General features: G+C 52.8%; 26 protein-coding genes. 10 read left to right on the top strand and 16 right to left on the bottom strand.

Features of this window, described 5'->3' with window-relative positions:
- Nucleotides 1-19: 19 nt before the first annotated feature.
- Nucleotides 20-766 (top strand): NYN domain-containing protein, encoded by a 747-nt coding sequence (locus A8B84_RS05830; protein WP_064227741.1) that lies wholly within the window; start codon nt 20-22, stop codon nt 764-766.
- 31 nt (nt 767-797) lie between these two features.
- On the opposite strand, the gene A8B84_RS05825 is transcribed toward A8B84_RS05830, so the two are convergent.
- Together A8B84_RS05825 and A8B84_RS05820 are read right to left on the bottom strand one after the other, a co-directional pair.
- On the bottom strand, nt 798-1127 hold the full coding sequence (locus tag A8B84_RS05825; protein WP_064227740.1) for a rhodanese-like domain-containing protein: 330 nt from the start codon (nt 1125-1127) through the stop codon (nt 798-800).
- 125 nt (nt 1128-1252) lie between these two features.
- Entirely contained in the window at nt 1253-1687 is a 435-nt protein-coding gene (locus tag A8B84_RS05820; RefSeq protein WP_064227739.1) for an SRPBCC family protein, read from the bottom strand.
- A gap of 139 nt (nt 1688-1826) precedes the next feature.
- Between A8B84_RS05820 and A8B84_RS05815 the strand changes: the two genes are divergently transcribed.
- Nucleotides 1827-2318, top strand: a complete 492-nt coding sequence (locus A8B84_RS05815; RefSeq protein WP_064227738.1) for an MOSC domain-containing protein — start codon at nt 1827-1829, stop codon at nt 2316-2318.
- Here the strand turns inward: A8B84_RS05815 and A8B84_RS05810 are convergent, their stop codons facing one another.
- Nucleotides 2319-2609 (bottom strand): hypothetical protein, encoded by a 291-nt coding sequence (locus A8B84_RS05810; protein ID WP_064227737.1) that lies wholly within the window; start codon nt 2607-2609, stop codon nt 2319-2321.
- A 404-nt stretch (nt 2610-3013) separates the two neighbouring features.
- Between A8B84_RS05810 and A8B84_RS05805 the strand changes: the two genes are divergently transcribed.
- Nucleotides 3014-4183, top strand: a complete 1170-nt coding sequence (locus A8B84_RS05805; protein WP_064227736.1) for a DUF4268 domain-containing protein — start codon at nt 3014-3016, stop codon at nt 4181-4183.
- Nucleotides 4184-4214: 31 nt separating this feature from the next.
- Here A8B84_RS05805 and A8B84_RS05800 read toward each other — a convergent pair whose 3' ends face one another.
- From A8B84_RS05800 to A8B84_RS05790, 3 genes are read right to left on the bottom strand one after another with little or no spacing between them, the layout of a single operon-like run.
- The gene (locus A8B84_RS05800) at nt 4215-4781 is read right to left on the bottom strand and encodes a hypothetical protein (RefSeq protein ID WP_227512684.1); all 567 of its coding nucleotides are present in this window, start codon (nt 4779-4781) and stop codon (nt 4215-4217) included.
- Nucleotides 4775-5416 carry a DUF1294 domain-containing protein gene (locus A8B84_RS05795; protein WP_064227734.1) on the bottom strand — a complete coding sequence of 214 codons (642 nt, stop codon included), beginning with the start codon at nt 5414-5416 and terminating at the stop codon, nt 4775-4777. The genes A8B84_RS05800 and A8B84_RS05795 overlap by 7 nt, the downstream gene beginning before the upstream one ends.
- Nucleotides 5413-6465, bottom strand: a complete 1053-nt coding sequence (locus A8B84_RS05790) for a nuclease-related domain-containing protein (protein WP_064227733.1) — start codon at nt 6463-6465, stop codon at nt 5413-5415. Before A8B84_RS05790 ends, A8B84_RS05795 begins: the two co-directional genes overlap by 4 nt.
- 264 nt (nt 6466-6729) lie before the next feature.
- On the opposite strand from A8B84_RS05790, the gene A8B84_RS05785 reads away from it, so the two are divergent.
- Both A8B84_RS05785 and A8B84_RS05780 read left to right on the top strand, forming a co-directional pair.
- Complete coding sequence (locus A8B84_RS05785) at nt 6730-7074, top strand: PBPRA1643 family SWIM/SEC-C metal-binding motif protein (RefSeq protein ID WP_064227732.1); 345 nt, start codon at nt 6730-6732, stop codon at nt 7072-7074.
- Nucleotides 7075-7103: 29 nt separating this feature from the next.
- Nucleotides 7104-7538, top strand: coding sequence for a DUF3010 family protein (locus tag A8B84_RS05780; RefSeq protein WP_064227731.1), 435 nt, complete (start codon nt 7104-7106; stop codon nt 7536-7538).
- A gap of 57 nt (nt 7539-7595) precedes the next feature.
- Here A8B84_RS05780 and A8B84_RS05775 read toward each other — a convergent pair whose 3' ends face one another.
- The 5 genes from A8B84_RS05775 to A8B84_RS05760 form a co-directional block, all read right to left on the bottom strand.
- Nucleotides 7596-8255, bottom strand: coding sequence for a hypothetical protein (locus tag A8B84_RS05775; RefSeq protein WP_064227730.1), 660 nt, complete (start codon nt 8253-8255; stop codon nt 7596-7598).
- A 45-nt stretch (nt 8256-8300) separates the two neighbouring features.
- Nucleotides 8301-8696, bottom strand: coding sequence for a hypothetical protein (locus A8B84_RS05770; protein ID WP_064227729.1), 396 nt, complete (start codon nt 8694-8696; stop codon nt 8301-8303).
- Nucleotides 8689-10176 (bottom strand): type VI secretion system PAAR protein, encoded by a 1488-nt coding sequence (locus A8B84_RS21250; RefSeq protein WP_082905096.1) that lies wholly within the window; start codon nt 10174-10176, stop codon nt 8689-8691. Before A8B84_RS21250 ends, A8B84_RS05770 begins: the two co-directional genes overlap by 8 nt.
- 105 nt (nt 10177-10281) lie before the next feature.
- Nucleotides 10282-10431: a 5'-nucleotidase gene (locus A8B84_RS21245; protein ID WP_227512682.1), complete on the bottom strand. Its 150-nt coding sequence runs from the start codon at nt 10429-10431 to the stop codon at nt 10282-10284.
- Between the two features lie 5 nt (nt 10432-10436).
- Nucleotides 10437-10892: a metallophosphoesterase family protein gene (locus A8B84_RS05760; protein WP_064227728.1), complete on the bottom strand. Its 456-nt coding sequence runs from the start codon at nt 10890-10892 to the stop codon at nt 10437-10439.
- A 148-nt stretch (nt 10893-11040) separates the two neighbouring features.
- Between A8B84_RS05760 and A8B84_RS05755 the strand changes: the two genes are divergently transcribed.
- Entirely contained in the window at nt 11041-11472 is a 432-nt protein-coding gene (locus A8B84_RS05755; protein WP_064227727.1) for a tautomerase family protein, read from the top strand.
- Between the two features lie 85 nt (nt 11473-11557).
- Here A8B84_RS05755 and A8B84_RS05750 read toward each other — a convergent pair whose 3' ends face one another.
- A complete protein-coding gene (locus A8B84_RS05750; RefSeq protein ID WP_064227726.1) occupies nt 11558-12166 on the bottom strand; it encodes a hypothetical protein in 609 nt (202 codons plus the stop codon).
- Between the two features lie 174 nt (nt 12167-12340).
- Nucleotides 12341-13135, bottom strand: a complete 795-nt coding sequence (locus A8B84_RS05745; protein ID WP_138103065.1) for a substrate-binding periplasmic protein — start codon at nt 13133-13135, stop codon at nt 12341-12343.
- 314 nt (nt 13136-13449) lie between these two features.
- On the opposite strand from A8B84_RS05745, the gene A8B84_RS21460 reads away from it, so the two are divergent.
- Nucleotides 13450-14025 (top strand): hypothetical protein, encoded by a 576-nt coding sequence (locus A8B84_RS21460; RefSeq protein ID WP_138103063.1) that lies wholly within the window; start codon nt 13450-13452, stop codon nt 14023-14025.
- A 31-nt stretch (nt 14026-14056) separates the two neighbouring features.
- Entirely contained in the window at nt 14057-14362 is a 306-nt protein-coding gene (locus tag A8B84_RS05730) for a hypothetical protein (protein ID WP_138103061.1), read from the top strand.
- Nucleotides 14363-14451: 89 nt separating this feature from the next.
- Here A8B84_RS05730 and A8B84_RS05725 read toward each other — a convergent pair whose 3' ends face one another.
- From A8B84_RS05725 to A8B84_RS05715, 3 genes are all read right to left on the bottom strand, one after another.
- The gene (locus A8B84_RS05725) at nt 14452-15798 is read right to left on the bottom strand and encodes a S41 family peptidase (protein WP_064227721.1); all 1347 of its coding nucleotides are present in this window, start codon (nt 15796-15798) and stop codon (nt 14452-14454) included.
- Nucleotides 15799-16283: 485 nt separating this feature from the next.
- Nucleotides 16284-17195 (bottom strand): alpha/beta fold hydrolase, encoded by a 912-nt coding sequence (locus A8B84_RS05720; RefSeq protein WP_064227720.1) that lies wholly within the window; start codon nt 17193-17195, stop codon nt 16284-16286.
- A 179-nt stretch (nt 17196-17374) separates the two neighbouring features.
- Complete coding sequence (locus A8B84_RS05715; RefSeq protein WP_227512681.1) at nt 17375-17833, bottom strand: thiol-disulfide oxidoreductase DCC family protein; 459 nt, start codon at nt 17831-17833, stop codon at nt 17375-17377.
- Between the two features lie 114 nt (nt 17834-17947).
- Between A8B84_RS05715 and A8B84_RS22125 the strand changes: the two genes are divergently transcribed.
- Both A8B84_RS22125 and A8B84_RS05705 read left to right on the top strand, forming a co-directional pair.
- The gene (locus A8B84_RS22125; RefSeq protein WP_064227719.1) at nt 17948-18130 is read left to right on the top strand and encodes a hypothetical protein; all 183 of its coding nucleotides are present in this window, start codon (nt 17948-17950) and stop codon (nt 18128-18130) included.
- Nucleotides 18131-18808: 678 nt separating this feature from the next.
- Nucleotides 18809-20362, top strand: coding sequence for a hypothetical protein (locus A8B84_RS05705; protein WP_064227718.1), 1554 nt, complete (start codon nt 18809-18811; stop codon nt 20360-20362).
- Nucleotides 20363-20793: the final 431 nt, after the last annotated feature.

The following is a 20793-nucleotide window of genomic DNA, read 5'->3' as shown; positions in this document are numbered from 1 at the left end:
CAGGGACAGCTCAAAGACAATGAACAGCAACTACAAAATTGCTCTACTCATCGACTGCGACAACGTTAGTCATCAATCCATCGAAGGTGTACTTCAGGAACTTGCCAAGTACGGTGCCGTGAACGTACGCCATGCCCATGGAAACTGGAACGGCCCCCAACTAAGCGGCTGGATCGAAAAGCTCCACGCCAACGCCATCAGACCAGTTCAGCAGTTTGCCTATACGACCGGCAAGAATGCTACCGATGCATCAATGATCATTGACGCCATGGACCTGCTCTACAGCGGAAACGTCGATGCCTTTGCCCTCATGACCAGTGATTCCGACTTTACGCCCCTTGTCATGAGAATTCTTGAGGCCGGCCTACCAGTCTTTGGCTTCGGCGAGCGTAAAACTCCCATGCCCTTCGTCAACGCCTGTTCGCAATTCATCTACACAGAGAACCTGCGCGAAGATGTGGAGGAGCCCGACAGCGTCAACAACGGCGGCACACCCAAACCAGCTGTGGAAACCAAGTGGGAGCGGAACAAACTGAGGGGCGACACCGTGCTGGTGAGGACTCTGCGCACTGCGGTGGAGCAAACGGCTGACGACGACGGTTGGGCCCATCTGGGCAAGGTTGGCCAGTACATTTCCAATAACAGCTCCTTCTCCCCTGTGAACTACGGGTACAAGAAACTGAGCGATCTCATCCGGGCCAGTGAACTCTTCGAGATAAGCGTCCGGGATAAAAACGTTTTCTATATCAAGAGCCCCGAAAAATAGACCTGTTCCGGTTTTCGCGGTTTCCCATCAATTAAAGATTACGCGCCTCCCGCGCCTCGGCAACGCTACCCATGTTGTTCACATTGGTGTAGCCCGCACTTTCCAGAGCAGACTTCGCTTTGCCAGCTCTGTTTCCACTGCGACAGTAAAGGTTAATCTCCGTATCTTTGTCCGGAAACCGTTCGGCAACCCGCGCGACAATGTTCTGATGTGGAATGAGAGGGTCTCCATCAATGTGATTCTGCCTGTGCTCCGCTTCCGTACGAACATCAATCCAAACCGGCTTCGCCTGGGCGAGCATCGGTGTAAGCACCAGTGATAGAAAAAGCAGTACAGCCCTCACCGAAACAAACCTACCCATAACAAGCTCCTCGAAATGTGCGATTACAACTGATCTTACGATTTAACCTCATAGATAAGTTCACTGCGAGTTTAGGTCCCGAAGATTGGCTGCATAAACATCGACCAGCCCCCATGAAGGGTGATCTAAAGCTTCTCAATCGACTTCAGGAGGGAGCTAAAGGCTTTCGAAAAGCTGCGTTCAGCCATCCGATCCATCATCCGACCAAGCAAGGGCACCTGCACAGCTCCCTCGGAAATCCAGATCACACGCGTCTGATCACCCTCGGGCGTTAAAACAATTTCCCCCTTCGTGTGCTGAACGGAGAACGGGCTCGATTTTTCAATGCGATAGTGCATCCGGTTTGGCCTCTCAAACCGGGTAATACGTTCAGTCAGCTCAAGCCGGCCGGCTCCGATAACCCGGAGCGCACCGGTCCCATTTTTCTCGTCGTTTCCCTCTTCAATCAGCACAGACCTGCTAACCCCTGGGAACCGATCATAGCTGGCATGGTCTGCGATGGCCTCAAAGACCGTGTCGATATCCTTTCCAACAACTCTCTCGACGTGAATGCGAAACATACCTACTCCTCAAATAAACGCGCTGACCAAAACGATACGCTTACGCCTCATCAAAAGAATGGGTTTTCTTCTATTTTTTGATACCTTCCTGAAAATGGAAAGGCGGAGCTGTTTCGCCTCTGTGCACGAGCGAGCGCCGATGTCTGAACCAACCCCACTTCAAACCCTGCTAGACACCCTCCCGCAATGCGGTCGCGTGGAATGGATTGGAATCCGCCCGGCACGCGGTGAGCCAATGCAGGCACTCGACAGCGTGGCGATAACCCCTGGCAAGGGCCTGGAGGGCGACCGATTCAAGGGTCGCGAAACCAGCAAACGGCAGGTAACCCTGATCCAGCAAGAACACCTGTACGCCATTGCATCCTGCCTTCAACGTGAGGCCATCGCACCCGAGGTTTTCCGGCGCAACATCGTGGTATCCGGCCTGAACCTGCTGGCCCTGAAGGGCAAGCAATTCCGAATCGGCAATGTGGTGCTGGAATACACTGGCCTTTGCCACCCCTGCAGCAAAATGGAAACATCACTGGGGCCCGGCGGTTACAACGCCATGCGCGGGCACGGAGGAATCACGACACGGGTGGTTCAAGCGGGTGACATTGCCCTTGGAGACGACGTCCGGGCCTGTCTGTAATCAAGTTTCACTGAGAATGGAAATACCGCTGACCTCAGTCACCGTTTTGGCATCCGCCCGCTCAATGATTTTAAGGAGGGTGGACTGAATGGTTTCGTCTTCCCGGGCGTCACCCCCACTCACAAACGTTTGCTTCTGGGGTTCCGCGCCCTCTTCCTCGGTAAATGAAATCACAACCTCGCTGGCTGAATCCGGCGTTTTACCAAAGTACTCCAGCGAAACTAACGGATAGCCGTGAAAGCCCTTCTTGACCTGCTTTGCAATACGCTTCTTTGCTTTATCCACGTGCATAATCGGAGCCTTTCGCTGCGTTTGTAATCTGGGCGCACATGAGCACTCAGTAGATACCACTCGCCAATTCTATGCTCTTAAATCCATCTACCATAGTTCTGATCTAGCCCCGGTTTAAACAAACAAGTGAACAACATGGAGCATATACTGGGTATTACCCCCCTCGGGGAAAGCATCAACCATCCGGGCATTGAGACAGCTTGCGCTGGCGAATGAGATGACCTTGAACTGACTAAGACGGTTATTAAGGTCTATGACGTTCAGTAACGATCAGAAACCTGCCCAGACCGGCACGAGCTTTGTTTAGAGCCGTCCCGTTTTTACTCGGCCCCTCCCCAAACCCTTGAAGTCCATACCCTCTCAACTAGGATACTAAACAAACCACTTTCATCAGGATCACAACTTTGCGCGCAGCACCCTTTCTCATAGATGCGAACTCAAACACCCGGCGACTTTTTCGCCTCGCCTTCCATGAGGGTTTCTCCGAGCAGTGGCTACAAGAACAACTGTTTAAAAACCCCAACAGCCTGCCTTTCGGCGAAATCAATCCGGGCTATAGAGATGTGGTTCCCCTGTGCATGGAGATGGGAACAGGCGCTGGACCAATAGACATCGTCTATGTAACCCCACAAGGGAAAGTGGTCATCGTGGAAACCAAGCTCTGGCGAAACCCGGAAGCTCGAAGAAAAGTTATCGGCCAGATTCTCGACTACGCGAAGGAGCTACAAACCTGGAGCTATTCCGACCTCCAACGCGAGGTCACTCGTAGAACCGGGGATAAAGGAAATATTCCTTATGAGCTGGTCAAACGACACTTTCCAAACACAGAGGAAAGCGAATTTGTTGATGGCGTCAGTAACTCGCTCGCACAAGGTGATTTCATGCTCGTGATCGCAGGCGACGGAATTCGCAGTGACACGCAGGCGATGGTTCAATATCTAGATCTCACCGCTAACATGAAATTTACTCTGGCAATGATCGAAACTGCGGTATATCAAACCGAGGACAAGGACTTGACATTTATCCAGCCGCGTACATTGTTCCAAACGAAAGAGATTCAGCGAACGGTTTACGTTTCGGACTTTGCGGAGCCCACATCACAGCAAGAACAGATTCAAGAAGAAATAAATCCTCTTTCCGAGCAATACCATGAATTTTGGAAAGAGTTCATTGGTGAACTTAGGCTCGACGATCCAGACCAACCAATGGCGAATCCTCTCGCAAGAGGTAACGTTTTCTTTTCATTGCCGCCCTCCTCTACTACAGCTTGGATAACTCTCTATTTTTTAAAAGCTTCTTCTGAGATTGGCTGTTTTTTACGACTCTCTAGCTCTGATAAAGGTGTCTCCCTTTACCATGCATTGAAAGAGGACGCCGAGACTATTGGGAGTGAGCTTCCGTATCCGATCGAGTGGGATGACAAAAATTGCCGTGTCATTACACATAAACGAATTCGGGGTGACTGGCCTCCGGTGGAAGATCAAAACACAAAAGCCTATTTTTCGGACACTGTGAACGCTTTTGTGAATACGTTCAGGCCACGTTTGGACCGGTTAAGTTCGAGTCCCGACTGAGTGCAAAATGCTCGGCTCTCAGAGCTTAATGTCACCGCCGCTTCAAATCCCGGTAAACCTCACAAGCCTTATCTCGTTCTCGCGCCAACCGGGGATCGCTATTGCCCATAGAGGATACGGTCGCCGCATTACACGCCCGCCGGGCCTCTTCCAGCCCGGAGAGCGTTTGTGCGGAACCGATATCGGCAACAGTAGGTTTGAAAGACACTGCAGCATTACAGTACATATTCTGAACCTGCACCTGCCGCAAGCCTTCTACCCCTGATTGCTTCAACTCCAGACAAAGGGCATTGAATAGCCTTGAGGCCTTAACAGTGCATTTGGAGAACTTGCTGATATTTTGCTGGTAATTCGCACATACACTTTCCGGACGCACTCGCCATAGCTGATGCTGGTATGAGACAGGCGTACCCTCGTATTCGACAACGACGGGAGTAATCTCAAGGTTTCTGGTTTCATTGAAATGATTCGATACCGTCGTCTGCAGGGTATTCAGGTATGCGGAGAACACCAAACTCACCGGGTCCAAGATTTTATGCTCCGAAATTAGTCCAGAATCGGAAAAACCGATAAAGGTTTCTCCTTTGTCTACTACCAAACATGCGGCTGCAAAGACTTCGACAAATCAAAGCCCAACTGTTGACGCCAGCTCATTGCCTCCGGGGCCACAAGCAGCCACCCCAGAGCGCCAAGATTGGACAAGACCGCCAGCCAGAAAACGAACTGATAGCTGCCCTTCCGCGTCTTGTGTCGAAACGCCTGCTGGGCCACCAGTGCACCGGGCCAGCCACAACAAAGCTCGAAAAGGTGCAGCGTTTTCTCTGCGATGCGCTGGCCACCCCGCTGCGCCGCCTGCTTATCGATCCAGTACATCACGAACAAAACCAGACTCACCCCACCGTAGGCAGCCAGAATTGAGACCGGCAGATACCTCTGATAGAACAGCCCGGCCAGAGTGGTGAAAAACAACAGCACCAAAGCAGCCACCACCCAGAACCCCCGGGCCATGCTGGCGCCCACCTTTGCCGCTCCAGCGTATTGAAAGCGCCCTGCCCTTGGCCGGCCTTGAGCATCCTTTGTGATGGTGTAAGTCACCTTGCGATTGGAAACCGGCCGGCCCCGGCCGGCATAACTGCTGATATGAGCAAAGACTCTTTCACCACCGCCCTCCGGCGTAATAAAGCCAAACCCCTTGGTATCATTCCATGCGGTGAGTAACCCTTTCTGATTCAATGCACATCCCCTTGCAGAACCTTATACCGAGTACACGCCTTATCCCTGTCTCTGAGAAGGCGCGGATCTTGATTGCCAAGAGCTGCAGCAATCAGGGCGTTACATTCCTGCCTTGCCAAAAACAACTCGGAGGGCGGCTGGTTCACACGCTGGACACCGCTGGCTGAGGAAGGCGATCGAGCAACGGCTCCCGAATCAGTTCTGGGTTCGCCGACGGATTGACGAGGAACTGCCTGCGGTGCGACTTCAATCCTGTTTTCAGCGTTCCTTTTGGTGCCTGTCGCCATCGCCCCCGAGACAAAGTTCGAATAGGCATTTACGCCGATCGCACCAACCCCCAACATCAATACCGGGAAGATCAGGAACTTTAGAAGTCCCCTACTGGGCCGCCGGGGCTCAGCACCATAGCGTTCGGCCACCAGAGCCCTCACATGGCGAGCATGCGCCTTGTCGGTGGCGAAGGATGCCTTGAGGCGACCGGACGCCACCTGTTCACGAACCTCCGCAACTTGCTCCGGGGTCAGCACCAACTCCTGATGGGATTTTATAAAGCGGACATACCCGAGCCCCTGAGTCACGTTTGCCGGCATGGGCGTTTTGAAGGTGCTGTCCCCCACGAACACCACCACCGAATGCATCTGATTGTCACCCAGCCCGAGCAGCGTCTGCAGTGTTTTAACGTGCGTGTAATTCTGGTGCAGCGGATTCTGGAATTTGTGGTTGGACCGGTAAATCTTCTGAGTCCAGGTGCGTTGATGAGGGCTACCGAAGATCCAGCCCCTCATGTTTTTGGTCTCGACAACGAAGACCCCAAACTCCGAAACAAGAACATGATCGATCTGCGTAGTGCCATCTTCCGTGGGGAGGGTAACGTTCTTGATGAGATGGTAGCGGGACTTCTCCAGGAACCACCGTGCAGAGAGGTTCACCAGAAATTCACCGAACTTGCCTTTGAACCAGGGCGACTTGATCAGGCCAGCCACTACGGCCAGAGGTAACAGATACCAGAGTGCAGCAATAAGAGGCTGGTAGACCGGGCTCAAATCCATTTCTCAGACATCCTTGTTTCGCGTCCTTCAAACAATCCGACCTGAAAGATAAATCAGTCTTTACTTCAGTGCCTTAGGATTTTTGTAACGCCTTTTGGAGTAACTCCAAGCCATTATGGCCTGGAAACCAGAGCTTTCCCGTCTCTCAAGGTCCCGGCTTTCTCGATTCAGGAAATTATATCTCCCTATATCCCCGCTCCCACAACCATGCTAAAAGACTCCACCCGGCAGTAGCTCGGGCATTCTTCCCATCAGGATCTCAGCATGTCAGACAAATTTTTCTTCAAGGGCCGGCAGGACGCACGCCAGCACCACACCGCTTACGGCGGCTTTCAGACCAACGCCAGCCAGAAGAGTGGCAGCCGGAAGTATCCGCTCACGCTGGTGGTTACCAGTGAGGCGCGCAAGCAGGAGGTTGAGGCACAGGTGGCCGGGGCGAAGCTGCACGCGAGTATTTCGGTTGATACCCGCAAGGGCGCCGTTGAATCTATCAACGAGCTCACCGCTATCCTGAATAAAGGAGGAACGGTCACCACGGTAAAACCGCCCTCCCGCAACGACGCCTGCAATTGCGGTAGCGGACTCAAATTCAAGAAGTGCTGCGGCTAACGACAGCCGGGGCATAGAGGGCAATGGCTATGATTATTTGCGGGGTTGAGCTGACTGGCAGCGATGCGGTGGTGTGTTTGCTGAATATGGACAGGGGGCAGTTCAACCTACCGGAGTGCAAGGTGCGCAAATTGTCACTGCCGAAAAATCATAGCCGTGAAGATCTGCAGCGGTTCCAGGCGGCCTTTGCGGAGTTAATGGCCGAGTATGGGGTTAGCAAGGTCGCGATCAAAGAGCGAATGCCCAAAGGCAAATTTGCCGGCGGTGCCATCAGCTTCAAAATGGAAGCGGCCATTCAACTGATCAGCAATGTTGAGTTGACGGTAACCCTGCTGCCCCCGGCCCTGATCAAGTCCACCCTGGCAGCCAATCCGCTGCCGATTGCGTTTGCCGATACGGGTTTGAAGGCCTTTCAGGAAACTGCTTTTATCGCTGCTTATGTGGGGCAGCTGCAAGGTCGTTGAAGCTGTCAGCGTAGACGGCTTAGATTTTTCTCCGACAACTGTAACAATTGAGTTTGATCAGTTCGGGACCCCGGATGAGAAATGTGTTTGATGAGCATAGGCTTCAAGCTCTCTCCGGAAGTCTCGATAAGCCTCTTGATTCCGCGACTCCAAAAACGCAGCAAACTCGAAAGCGTTAAAACCGTGGAAAGCCTTTTCGGGGCTATCAATCGGTAGTTCCGGATCCGCTCCCAGGCGCAGCAATGCGTGTAGGTAGTCAATATTGGCGTACAGTACCGCCTCATGCACCGGTGCAAGCCCGTGGTAATAGCCGTTAACGGGCTCTCCCCTTGCCGCAAAATGTCGAAGCAACGCGTAACCACGTCTCCTCATGATCGAATCAGCATCGTGTGTATCTAACGATGCGCCCACGAAATTGATCAGGGGTTGCGAACAGCCGCCCATCGCGCTCATCGCTTTTCCACATCGCTCATATGGCCAGTCGGAATGCATTAATAGCCAATACGCTACTGCAGGCCTGATCGCCAGGCTATCGGAGTCGAAAGGACTCCACGGCATTTCTTCAGGATCAAGAAGCGCGATAACTGTGAGCCCCCAGGCATCCGAGCCGAAAGCCGAGGTGCGATAGATCATAGGAAATAATGTCAGGACAATGGCCAGGATCACTCCGCTAACAGCGAGCGCCTTTTTGTGGCCCCGTACGTATTTGACAGGCATATCGCTCCTCCTTGAGCTTCATGAACGCGACTCCGGACGCCTCCGCTAGTCGTACGCCTCCAAGTACCAACCGGTGAAAAAAAACAAAACCACTGAGACCGCATACACGGAGAAAGGCACAATCACCCACAATTTCAGCGAAAGCGGAAGCGGTTCATTCTCGTCACCCATTCTGGCTTCGATCCGCGGCCCGATTCGCGGCAGGTGCCTGAATAGAAAGAACACGTAAACATGCGAAATTCTCATCCATCGACCAATTGGGCCGTTCCCCCAGATGATGCGAATGCTATCCAGTTGTTTGCCTCGAGTCGCAATTCTCCGTTCAACTTCCTCGGTTTTTCGGAAAAAAAACGTGACCATCAGGAACATCAAAATGATGGCAAGAACGAGCGAAGCAGCGCCGGTGATGGCCGCTAACTCTGTCCACTGCTCCTCACTCATGAATCACCTCCCGGAGGTTTTCGCCAATGGCCTCACCCGTGTTTCCACCAACTTGGCCACCAGCCGCTGCGCCGAGCCCTCCAGCGATAACTGCACAAGCAATACCACCTATTCCTGCGGTAGTCACAGCGAAGACTGTGCAAGCCGAAACTGCAACGGTTGCACCAATACTGCCTCCTACAAGCGAACCAGAAAATTTACCTCCCTCCTGGTAAGCAACGACCTGACATTCGCTCGTGCTTCCAGTGGTGCATGCCTCTTTGATCTTTGATGCCGAGATAGATGCATCCAGAGCGATCCCCACATAGCCGACATTTCGGGCATAGCGGGCTCCTGCTGCCAGTCGCTCATAGTACGTGGAGTAACCTGGAATGGCACCAACCCCTGAAGTCTTCCAATGATGCACGATACTCTTGGATGACAATCCCAGCGCTCGCCTCAGCCTTTCATCGCTGTCTATTGACATACCCTTGCGTGCGACACGACCTAGAGCGAAATCCAGCTCCCTTAAAAGCGCCCGCCGCTTATCGAAGAACCCGGAATGATTAAGATGGCCATGCGTTCGGTAACTGTCCTGATAAAGCTGCTCAATACTCTTCAGTGTCTTCTCAATACTGCCAATCTGCCTGGAGACCATTACCGCGCCAGCTCCCAAACCCGCCGACCCTGTCGAAGTGACCGCTTCCAGCAGATCGTAGTAATCGACGATAAACTGCGCCTCGCCTGGATCGAGCGCCCGAACCTGAGCATTTACTTGTGCCGCCACCTCCATCAGATCAGCTTCTTCCGTGGTGCACGCCTTTCCTTCCGGGTCACCCAGGACAATCATCTCTCCCGGCAGAACCCTGTCTCCGAGGCCCGGGTTCAACCGATCAAAGTGATCCGGCTTTGCGGATGCGTCTCCGTACAATGCAGTCAACAACTGCGTTCTGCTCATCGGGCTCCGGACCACATAGTAGCCAGGTTCGACGGTACCTTCCCGTTCAGAAGTAATTGGGAGTGGACCGGACACACTAGGTGCAGCCGCCACGCCAGCCGTCGCGCCATCTGCAATATTCGCTGGACCGTTGGCGGCCGATGATAAGGTGGCGTCCGTGCTGTCACCAGAATGACGAACATAAGATGACTCCTTCCCTGAAGCACGCTTCAACGGCGCCGGCGAGACACCAGAGAAAGGTGCCGGTTTATGCGTATCCCCAATCACAACGCTGCCACTGCCAATGGTCACACCCCCGCATGAAATGGAACCGCCAGTCACCGCTGCGGGAATGCCATTGATCAGCACCGTTGCCGATCCTGCGACAATCGCTCTCGGGTGGGGAGGGTGTTTGGGCTTGGAGTGAGGCGCGAGGGGATCGCCAACGCGGGCGACGGGTTTGCCGTCAATCAGCACATTGGGGGAGCCGGCGATAACGGGTGTGGGAGGGAAACCCTCATGATCGGTTCCAATATCGCCCAACAATACGACTTTCTTGCTCATTCCTTTATTCCTTCTGTCCTTGAAGGTTTATCCATCTTATGTGGCTGCCGTCACTGGCAACCTGGTCCGCAATAGTAAACAAAGAATCTACAATGCCCAAATTCTCTATTGTTTCTCAGAATCCTTCAAAGGCGACACGGTCCTGTAAGGCACCTTCCCCGCAGGGGTATATTTGGCAGCAGGCTCCAGATGCACATCCTGATCATCGAAGAAGACGTGCGCCCTGAACGTCTTGATGATTTTCGATTTATCCAACCCGATCAAACCCGCAGTTCAATAATCTCACCCACTACACCGTCTTCACTCACCTGCAGCCGCCCCACCGTGATCGGCAGAGTAAAGCGCCGGGGCCCGGCGCCACCTGGATTGAAGTAAAGCACATCGCCAACCCACTCGTTACGGGGTTTGTGGGAATGGCCGGCGATCACCACGCGGTAACGGCCCTGCGGATCGATGTCGAGGGTTTTGACGTCGTGGAGCATGTAGAAGGCGTGGCCGAGAAATTCCAGATCCTGAACGTTCGGAAGAGTCGCTGCGCGGCCTGCTTTGTCGATATTGCCACGGATCGCAACCACCGGCGCGATCGCCTCCAGCGCATCCAGAACCTCGTCCCGCCCCACATCACCGGCATGAAGGATCAGATCCGAGCCTTTCAAAACCTCCAGGGCTTCGGGACGCATCTTGCTGTGGGTGTCCGCGATCACTCCGATTTGCATGCTTACGCCCTCCAGATTTCCCAATTGCGCCCACCCTGCCCGTACGCATGGCTATGCCGGTAAGCGTTGCTATAGTGAAACAAGACCACCTGATTCTCAATGTCGGCCAGAACAGGTAAAACCATGTCACTCCCGGTAGGACTTCCCCATGCCCACGTATACCGTCACGGTCGCGAATCTTTCCCTCTCACAGCAGCAGAAATCGCAGATAGCGGAGGCCATAACAACGGCCCATAACACGCAAACCGGCGCGCCCAGTTTCTTTGCCCAGGTTCTGTTTTTTGCTACCAATGAGGGTGGGCACTTTGTGGGTGGCACCGTGAACCGGGAGCCCCAGGTGTATGTTCATGGCCTGGTGCGGCAAGGCCGCAGTACCGAGGTCAAGCAAGCGCTGATGGGCCAGATGCTTGAAGAGATAGTGCGAATTGCGGGCATAACGGCCGAGGACGTCTGGATCTATCTGCAGGACATTCCCGCCGCGCAGATGATCGAATTTGGCCGGTTTTTGCCAGCGCCGGGAGAGGAAGCTGAGTGGGAAAAAGGAATGACTCCGGAAAAGCGGGCCAGGCTACCCAAATAATAGATCTGTACCGACTTTCCAGAATATCGGGACAGGAAATAAACCTGTCCCAGCTTCCCTGTTGCTGCTGCATGTGAAGATTCACTCACGCCAATTGGGTAATCTCGGCACCAGAGGGAATTTGAGAAGGTTGCTCGGGTTCACGCCCCTTGAGCATGTTGGCGAGCCGCCGCTCCCGGACCTTGTGAACCGAAGGGTCCAGCCGCAACACCTTTAACGGCAATCGATCCCCTTCTCGAAGTTTATCGAACAGATCGGCCTTGTTCAGATAAAAAGCCCCACTGTGGTTGCGTCCGTTGAACTGGAAATCAAATTCAACAAGCAGATTGCAGCTGTAATACTCACCGTTCACCCTGTTGTTATTGTCGAGAACCTGGTGCAACTGGCAATCCGCCTCTTTCCGGGTCAGAACGCCATCCACGTCCATGCCGTACTGTCTCAGCAGGGCCTGACCGTAGTAGTAACCTATGCTTGAGTGGGCGCTCACAAAGGCATAGACAAACAGAGCCAAACCGATCAGCGCAAAGAATCCACCGAAAACCATGGCCCCTGCTTCACCAAAGCCAAGAAAGAAAATTCCGCCCCCGACAAATCCGAATATCAGCCCTATGATCAGGAGGGTGAAAAAAGCGCCAGCATGATCTTTCACGGCTGACCAGAGCAGCGGCCAGTCTGTTGTGCGTTTCCTTCGCATTGTAGATTCCTTGTCGTTTCCCTACTTTACTTTTTAACCACAGAACCCGCCCTGTGGACTGGCGAATGATACTAACTGAATTGCAGAGCGGCTTGGTAGTGACCCAGATTAGCTCCGAGTCTTCAAAGAAACCCAGAAACTTAATCCGGCGCGGTTTTAACGGTTCTAACCGCGTTACCGATAACTTTCGATCAAAGCGTTCAGTTGTGACTGGAAGTCAGGATCCTGCATGACCGCATCAACCTGATTGATCACGTCCATAGCGGACGGAAGCTGCCTCGAAACGCCAATGTGGAAAGGGATCTGGGAATTTGGAATAAAATCAACCTCTCGAACCTTCAGCTTCTCCGAATAGCCAAGTTGTCGAGCGATGAATCGGGCGTCTTCAGCGGGCTGCACCATAAAATCGCCGGCCTTCCGCAGCATCAGAAGATGCATCATCGCTTTCATGTCCCGGCCCGGCTCGCGCTCCAGATAGCCGGGAATATTGTCCTCTTCCCATTGAGAGCCCCTTTCAACGATCACCGTCAGACTGGACAAGTCAGCAAAGCTGGTAGCAGATTCGATCAGGTCTATGTTGGGGTTGTCAGCCGAGTAAACCAGATGACCAAAGTTCTGCGTGAAGAGCGGCCTGGCTGAAAAGACGGCGTATTCCTCTCGCGCCTTCGAGGGATAAGTGAGAAGGCCATCGGTGAGGCCGAGCCTTACGTTGTACTGCGCCCTGGCCCAGGGCACCACCACATGTTCCGTGCTATAGGCGGGGATGAAACTGAACGTCAGCTGCACCAAATCCGGAAACAACCCGACAGCCCTCTCGTCGAGCGAGGAACTATAAGGCGGTGACTTTTCGCCGAACGCGAATTTCAAACTGTTGCTTCCCATCGAGACACCAGGCAAAGCAAGGAATACAACCAGAAGCGCGTGGCAAAATGACGCCGAAAATCCTTCCAAAAGATGCTTATTCGCCAAGTTTACCTCTGAGGAGCTGTGAGCTTGTTACCTGGGTGCCACCTAAACACACAGTCGATATCATTCGCCAATTCTATGTCGTTATATCCTCCGAGAAATAGATGTGTAGCGGTTTCCCTAGTCGGAATCCGCCCCACACGCGGTGAGCTTATGGGCGGGCACGGAGGAATCACAGCGCGGGTGGTTGCAGCGGAAGAAATTGCTCTTGGGGACGACTTCCCCACAAATATGACGCCAGACCAAACCTTTCCATCACACCATCCAAACAGTAACCTTGCATCCAACGGACTGAAAACCTCCAAAGGAACCGGAAAATGAAACGTTTTAGTGCAACCGCTCTCGCGTTGCTGCTCTGTCTTTCAGCAGCGGCCTGCGCATCCTCTTCGAATCTCATTAAGCTCGAAACTCCTGAGCCGCGAACCGAGACACCCGTAGTCACCATCGGCCGAGCAGGCCACCCCGTCAGGCTCCCGTTGGAGACCCTTGCGAACGCATCATTTATTGGCAGCGACGGAGAAATGATCTTCTACGCCGGCCAGAAAAGTCTCTTTGCCACAGTGGTCACACCGGAGGACTGGGGCAATCCATCCATTCAGATGAACCAGGCACCGGGCTTTATCTTCCGGCGCGACCTGAGTTCCATTCAGGACCCTGAATTCCGGAGGGAGCTTGAAGGCATAATCAGAATGACGCTGGAGCCTGCGGAAGAGAAGGAAAACAGCATGGTAACCGTTGGCGACCTCACCGCTTACATTGCCTTCAGCCCCACAAAAACCACCATTATGCTCACCTCACCGGGAAAGCCGGACCTGTTTACTCAGCTGGTACTGGACAACTTCAGCTGGCAAGACATCGAGAACGAAATCCTGAAAGGAATCGAGGGACATTAATATGCTTACGAGGCAGGAAAAGGATGACCTCATGACGGTCATCAACATACTCTTCGACGATAACCAATTGCGGGGCTTGAAGCCGAACCTGAACGAACGTACCGCAGAGGTTGTCGAGCAAGCCATGGAAGAACTGATCAAATGCAACAACAGGATGAAGGAACTGGTGACCGGATTAACAATGGGGATTTCAGTCTTTACCCGAGGCTGGCTGAAGCAGTCACTGGATAAGATTGCTCAGGCACTTCGAGACAAACAGCTCCAGTTCGATGGAGTGGCCTGCCGGCATCAGGTTGCGGCCAATTTCGGGACGGAGATTTATCGCTCTACTTTTTAGGCTCGCGTGATCCGCATACTCCTTGCCGGTCGCACCGGCAAGACAGGGGAAATAGATCTGTCCCGGTTTTCTGATTAATACTTCAACCATCACCCGCCGACCAGCTTAATTACCCGCTCCAGCATCGGGTCTTTGCCTTCCTCGCGCCCTTTTCGGCCAAGGTACTTGAGACGGATGTGTGGCGGGATGCCGACATCTTCGTAAATCTCACCGTCGTAGGCCCGGTAGATTTCATTGGACAAGGTCAGGTGCCAGCCATTTGGCAGATGGCGCTCGAGCGTGTCGGAAAGGATGCCCTGAGTAGGCTCGCCAATAAGAGTAAGACGGGGATGCTGCAGCAATGAGAGCACGAAGATTTCTGCGGCACTGGCCGTTAGCTCGCTGGTCAGCACAAACAGGTTGCCCTGGTAAGTCTCATTGACAGGCGTGACATAGACAGACTGTTTTCCGGTGAATCCATTGCCATGACGGGCTGACTTGGTGAAAGCCAGCCGTTTGCGATCCATCAGGTACGCTGAAAAGCGCAGTGCGACACCATCGTACCCCCCACCATTATTGCGAAGATCGACCACCAGATTGGGAAGCTCGCCAACATCTGCCAGCACCCTCTTCATCACACTATCGACCGCACTGAGATCCGCAGCCGGTTTGCCTGACTTGCCGCTTTGCCCGGCCATGGCCCGGATGTTCAGGTAACCGATGAGGTCATTAAGGCGCCCCCACTCCACCAGCCGGTTGCCGCCATGGCTAACGGCGCTTGCGAGATAATCCTCATGGATCACGTCACGCGCCGACTCTTTGAGATCGCCCAGGTAGCTGGAGAGCTCCCGGTCATCATTGGCGTCTTCAAGTTCCTTTGTCAGCCGCCTGAAGAGCGCCGGCTGGGCACCTGCGCTGTAATGACCCCAGGGTGAATGCAGACGAATATGGCCATCCTTCAGGGGCCGTAGCATCGCAACCATTATGGCGAAGAGCGTTTCCTGTGATGTGTTCGCGTTAATCTGGGGAAGATAGTCATGATGCGCCCGGTCCCAGGCCACACCCTTGAGTTCAAACAGGGCGTATTGCTCGTGAAAGGTTCGCCAGAAAACGTCAAAGTTGTATTGCGGATCCTTTGCCCTGTGCCTGAGACTTTTAGTGACACTGGCGGGCAATCCTTTCAGGCGACGGAATCTGATGCGTGCTACGCCAGTTACCCGATGGGCACTGAACGCCTGGCCACCAGGGGATACCGCCAAGTCTTCGTAATAGTGGCCAAGTTCTTCAATACTGCCCGCATGAATCTTCAGGCAGCTGATGCTGGTTTCTTCAAAAAGGGTGTACCAATCTTCCTCGATCAGCAACACAGTGCCGTAACCCTGGGAACGCCAGACACCCTGCAGGCGCGCAAAATCAGGGCTGGAAAGAGAACTGCCGCGGCGTTGGGCGGTTTTCATAGAGGACTCCAGGTCCACTTCTGTTGTTTTCAGACGTCAGGCCCCAGTAATAGAGTTCGTAGTCCTGCATTGTGACTCTCCCACTCTGACAGTTGAGAAGATAACTGTTGTCAGGAAGTGTAGCGCACAGGAAAAGACCCGATCCGAAAGCCAGGTCTATTCAACTCAATACCGCTGGTTTAGCAACCTGGTTTCAAACGCCGACAATGTTAGGGAAAACCGGGGCTGAAAATAGATCTGTCCCGGTTTTCACGAGTGGTCATGATCCGCTAGTCAAAAGCCATAACAACAAACCAGCAACCCCGAAAAGAAGCACTGCAAAATGGACAGCCAGGTTCTTCCGGATAGTTGGGGCGGGCTTAGCGGTGAAACTGAAATAATCCTCACCAAACAGACCAACACCGCAGCGTTCACAGTAGTTTTTCGAGTAAGAGACCCGCAGCTCAGACGGCTCAAATCTTTGTCGGCAACTGTAACAACTGGGCTTAATCACTTCGGGCTCCAACTTGTTTTAAAAACCGCGCCAGGAAATCAAGCTGATCTTCGATGGACATCTCCAGAGCTTCGCCCCGATAGACATCAAAATGACCCACCGGATAGTGCTTCACTTCCGCGTTCGGCATTCTCTCGGCCGCTTTGACCGCAGCACTCGCAGGGGCGACGGTATCGTGGTCGCAAATCAACACCAGTGCCGGGCAGGCGACTTTACTGGCTAAACGGATGGGCCGGAAAAGAGGAATTGCATAACTCACACCCGCTGCGACGTAATTCGACGCGTTATCGGCCAGCAAAGGAACATACCCCTCCTGGCAGTCCTCGGCGGTCATCATGCCCAACTCGCCGGGGCGGCCGGCCGACGCAATATATCGGGGAGACATCCCCAGCCCACGACGAAGCCAGTCGACCGTTCCGTGCCAGGTCAGGCGCATCGCCTGCATGAGGCCGGCATAACCGACAACCCCCAGCAAAGACGCCAAGCCATCCATCATCGGGCATTGGGAGATGGTGCATTGCACGTTTCCATCCCTTGCCGCGGCCGCTATAACAAGCCCGCCAGAAAACGACGTTCCCCACAGGCAAATGCGGCTGCCATTGACACGATCGAGCTGCCGCGCAAAATTCAGTGCCGCCAGCCAATCTGCCACTTCCTTCCAAGGGCTCAGCGTCTGCCGTGGCTGGCCATCACTGTCACCGAAATGGCGGTAGTCAAAGGCAAAGACCGCGTAACCCGCATTGCAGAAGGCTTCTTTGAACGGTGCCAGACCACTGGCATGAGTCAGCCCAAAACCATGGGCCATGACGACACACGGTAAACCTTTACTGTCGGCATCCGGCGTGTAAAGAACTCCGCGACAGGTTGTACCTTCGCTCTGAAATTCCTGGGGCGTTTCGATCATTGTTTGGCTCGCATGCTGGAAGGTCGAGAGTCTCAGGATAGCTCATTGCTTCAATATCAAATTTGCCAGCGCCGGGAGAGGAAGCTGAGTGGAAAAAAGAATGTCTTCGGAAAAGCGGGCCAGCTTACCCAAATAACCGCAATAATGGATCTGTCCCGGTTTTCCGGTTTCCGAGCCCCCTACCACGTCTCTCTGTCCTCCGCGCTTTCCTCAGCTTCAACCTCGGCCTTGCGCGATTCGATGCTTCTCTGCGTTTCCTTTGAATCCGGCATGCGCCCGGTTCTCTCCAGCCGCTCGCTCACCCATTTGTGGTACAGCTTCGCCAGCGCTGGCCGAATCACCGGCAAACCAATCAGCCAGGCAAACGGTTTCAGCAGCCAGACCCGCGACATCAACAGGATATAGGCATCCAGTTCACGGTGGATGTTGCCCTGGCCATCCTCCACATGGAGCTCCTGAAGCGCTGCTTGCGGATCTATACCACGTTCCTTCAACTCCTCATCACGGCCGGTGATATCCACCCACTCCACCGATTCGCCGGTCCTGCCCGCGAGTCGCTCATAGAGCCTGCGATCCTTGACGCAGCTCGGGCAGGCGCCATCGTAGAACACGCGAAGCTGATCGCCTGGTGCCGTCATCGCCCTCTCCCTTGTTTGCATCGCATTCATCTAACTACACGGTAAACCAATGTGTGGCTCCCGTTAACCGTTCGGATCTCGCGGCATGACCCGCGAGAGGAATTACAAGATATAGTGCGGCCAGAGAAAGCCCGGAAGGAAAAGCCCAAACACAACCGACCACGCGTGTATTTCGAAGAATGGGGTGACCCCATGATCACCGGCATTGGCTGGGTGTCCGAGCTGACCGGTATTGCCGGCGGCGAGGATATCTCTCCGGAAAAGGCCGCGGAACCTGCCTCCAGGGAAGGAAAATAAATCGGGAAAATAAATCTGTCCCGGTTTTCCTGAATTATAGATATCGTCCTTGGGCTCAGTATTATGAGTATTTCCGCCTCCCCTATAGAGCCCTATAGTTTAGAAAAATAAGATCTCAGCTCCATGGGCAGAATCAACCGATACCAGTACTGTTAAAATAGTCAAGATTTCTTACACGCATTATGATTAATTTGAAATTTTCCCAGCAACTTTGAGTACGCGAGAACTCGAACATTAAACCAGCGACGCATCAAGGAATAAACAGGCCTGCAATATAGGTCTTGGTTATTAGAAATATTTTTAAGTGTCGGTAAATTTAACGGCGATCAATCTCATTTTTACACGTACTTTAAGCAATACCACACTTCAACACCCAGTATCTACATAACCACCTAAATTAACTGAAACTTTTCCCAAAAGGTATAAGGTTTGCTGGACATAATTTAGCGCCTTAGGAATATGCGCTCCAAGTGCGATGTTGCGCTCAGTTTGTAAAGTCGTAGTGCATGCACCTTTACCAAGTTTCGGAAAAGGAATACGCATGGACCGCTCATCTGACCCTCCCCTATTTCCAAATTCCAGCGTTTATCGAAATAGGCCACGCTTTTAGCCGATTTTCTGAAATGTATCGTTATAGACCAGTTTTTAGCTTCGAATTTTTCTGGCGGAGATAACTATATGCAGGCGCCATTTTATCCAATTATTTACGTCCGTGGGTTTGCGGCGACGATGTCGGAGATCGACCAAACCACCGCAGATCCCTATATGGGCTTTAACATCGGTTCCAGTGTTCTGCGCCAGAATCATCAGGGCGACGCAATTCCTTTCTATTTCGAGTCGCCACTGATCAGGCTTATGAAAGATCACGGCTATGTTGATGCGTTCAAAGACGGAGGATATCTCGACGACCCGCTACAGGATAACAACAAGACTGGATCGATAATCGCTCCGGCCAAATCAGTCTGGGTATTCCGTTACTACGAGCGGGCCTCGGAACTCCTGGGCAACGGCCAGCGAGTGAGTATGGAAGAATTCGCACTCGACCTAAGGCGCTTTATTCTCAGAGTTCGCGACGCAACATGCGGTGACAACCCGGACCTCAAAGCGAACTTCAAGGTGCACTTGGTGGCCCATTCTATGGGTGGCCTTGTGAGCAGATGCTATCTGCAAAACATCTGTCGCCACGGAGCGCCTCAAGGATTGGATGATACCGGCCTGGAACTGGCGGATGGCAAGCCCAGCCCACACTATGTGGACAAGCTTTTCACGTACGGCACTCCACACAAGGGGATCGATTTTCTGGGAATCAATGTTCCAGATCTGGGACCTCTTGACCGCTTCCAGGTATCTAACTTTCACCGCGATCGGATGCGGGAATACCTGAAGATTAGCGATGAGTCAGTAGGGGTCAACGAGCTTGACGGTGGCTTTGATCCAGATCGCTGCTTCTGCTTCATCGGCTCTAACTACAAAGACTACGAAGCCTTTTTCAGCCTTTCTAAACGTGCGACAGGGCCAGCAAGTGATGGGCTGGTCATGATAGCCAACGCCTATACGAAAGACTCTCCTCGCGCGGTGTCACACCGTAGCCACTCTGGCCACTTCGGCCTCGTGAATTCCGAGTCTGGTTATCAGAATCTACGGCGTTTTTTGTTCGGCTCACTTCGGATAAAAGCCGTCCTGTATGTTGATCGAGTGGACCTCCCCCCAGGCGTGCAGGACAAGTTTGACAAAGGTGCTGCAGTGCGAGGCTCTTATCACTTTGATACTTCCATGAGCGTTCGGGCCGGCCCCAATTATGTAATGAATGAGCGTCGCTATTCCCAGGAATCAGCCATCTTACGTAGCTTTGACTCGCTCATAACAAACAAGAAACCCACCTATTTGTTCACTGGCCATTTAACCAAATCGGCGCGAATGGCTTCGGATCGAGCACTCATGTTCCAAATTACACTCGGTGTTCGTGTCCCCCTCTTCGAAATTAATAAATCATTCTGGTTCGACGAGCATTTCGAGGGATTCATGTATGAGGAGCAAATCACCCTGGCTATTCGTTCCGAGAGCATCCGGTATGGATTTTCCCAGAAGCATGGTATCGGGAACCCGGCGCATCTGGCGGATGAACACAAAGATAATGGCAAGCGAAAGATAAAGGTACCGGTGGGAACAGCAGTGAAGGCACGGCCGGGTTTTCAGGGGCACCTTGAAATAACCGTGGATGATTGGATTTGATTATTACGGCAGATTTACTTATTCATAGGCTAACCAACTCACCAGAAAGCGGCAATTGCTACGCCCCTAACTTCAAACTTCAATTATCGCTATAAAAAGACCATGGATATGGAGTGACAGAAGACCATAGACTCACAATTTTTATTCTGAGAAATATTATGAAATTTTTTAATTTCTATAATACTAAACGAGATTGACGATGAAGCAGCCCGCAGAGCCCCTCAGTGGAATAAAGAACTCGAGATACTATATTAATCTATAATTCGTTTTTGGCTTTCTTTAACTCAAGGAGGAAATGAGATGAACACGATCGCTTTTGTGTATACCATTTCAGGCGCATTTATATTACTCTGGTCCTTGATTCGCTTTCACGAAGTTTCCTTGCCATAGAGCCTGTAAATAAATCTGTGTAACTGCCCACCTCACTATAG

It is taken from the genome of Marinobacter sp. EhC06 (assembly GCF_001650915.1).
Lineage (GTDB): Bacteria > Pseudomonadota > Gammaproteobacteria > Pseudomonadales > Oleiphilaceae > Marinobacter.
This window is presented reverse-complemented; position numbering and strand designations above follow the sequence as displayed.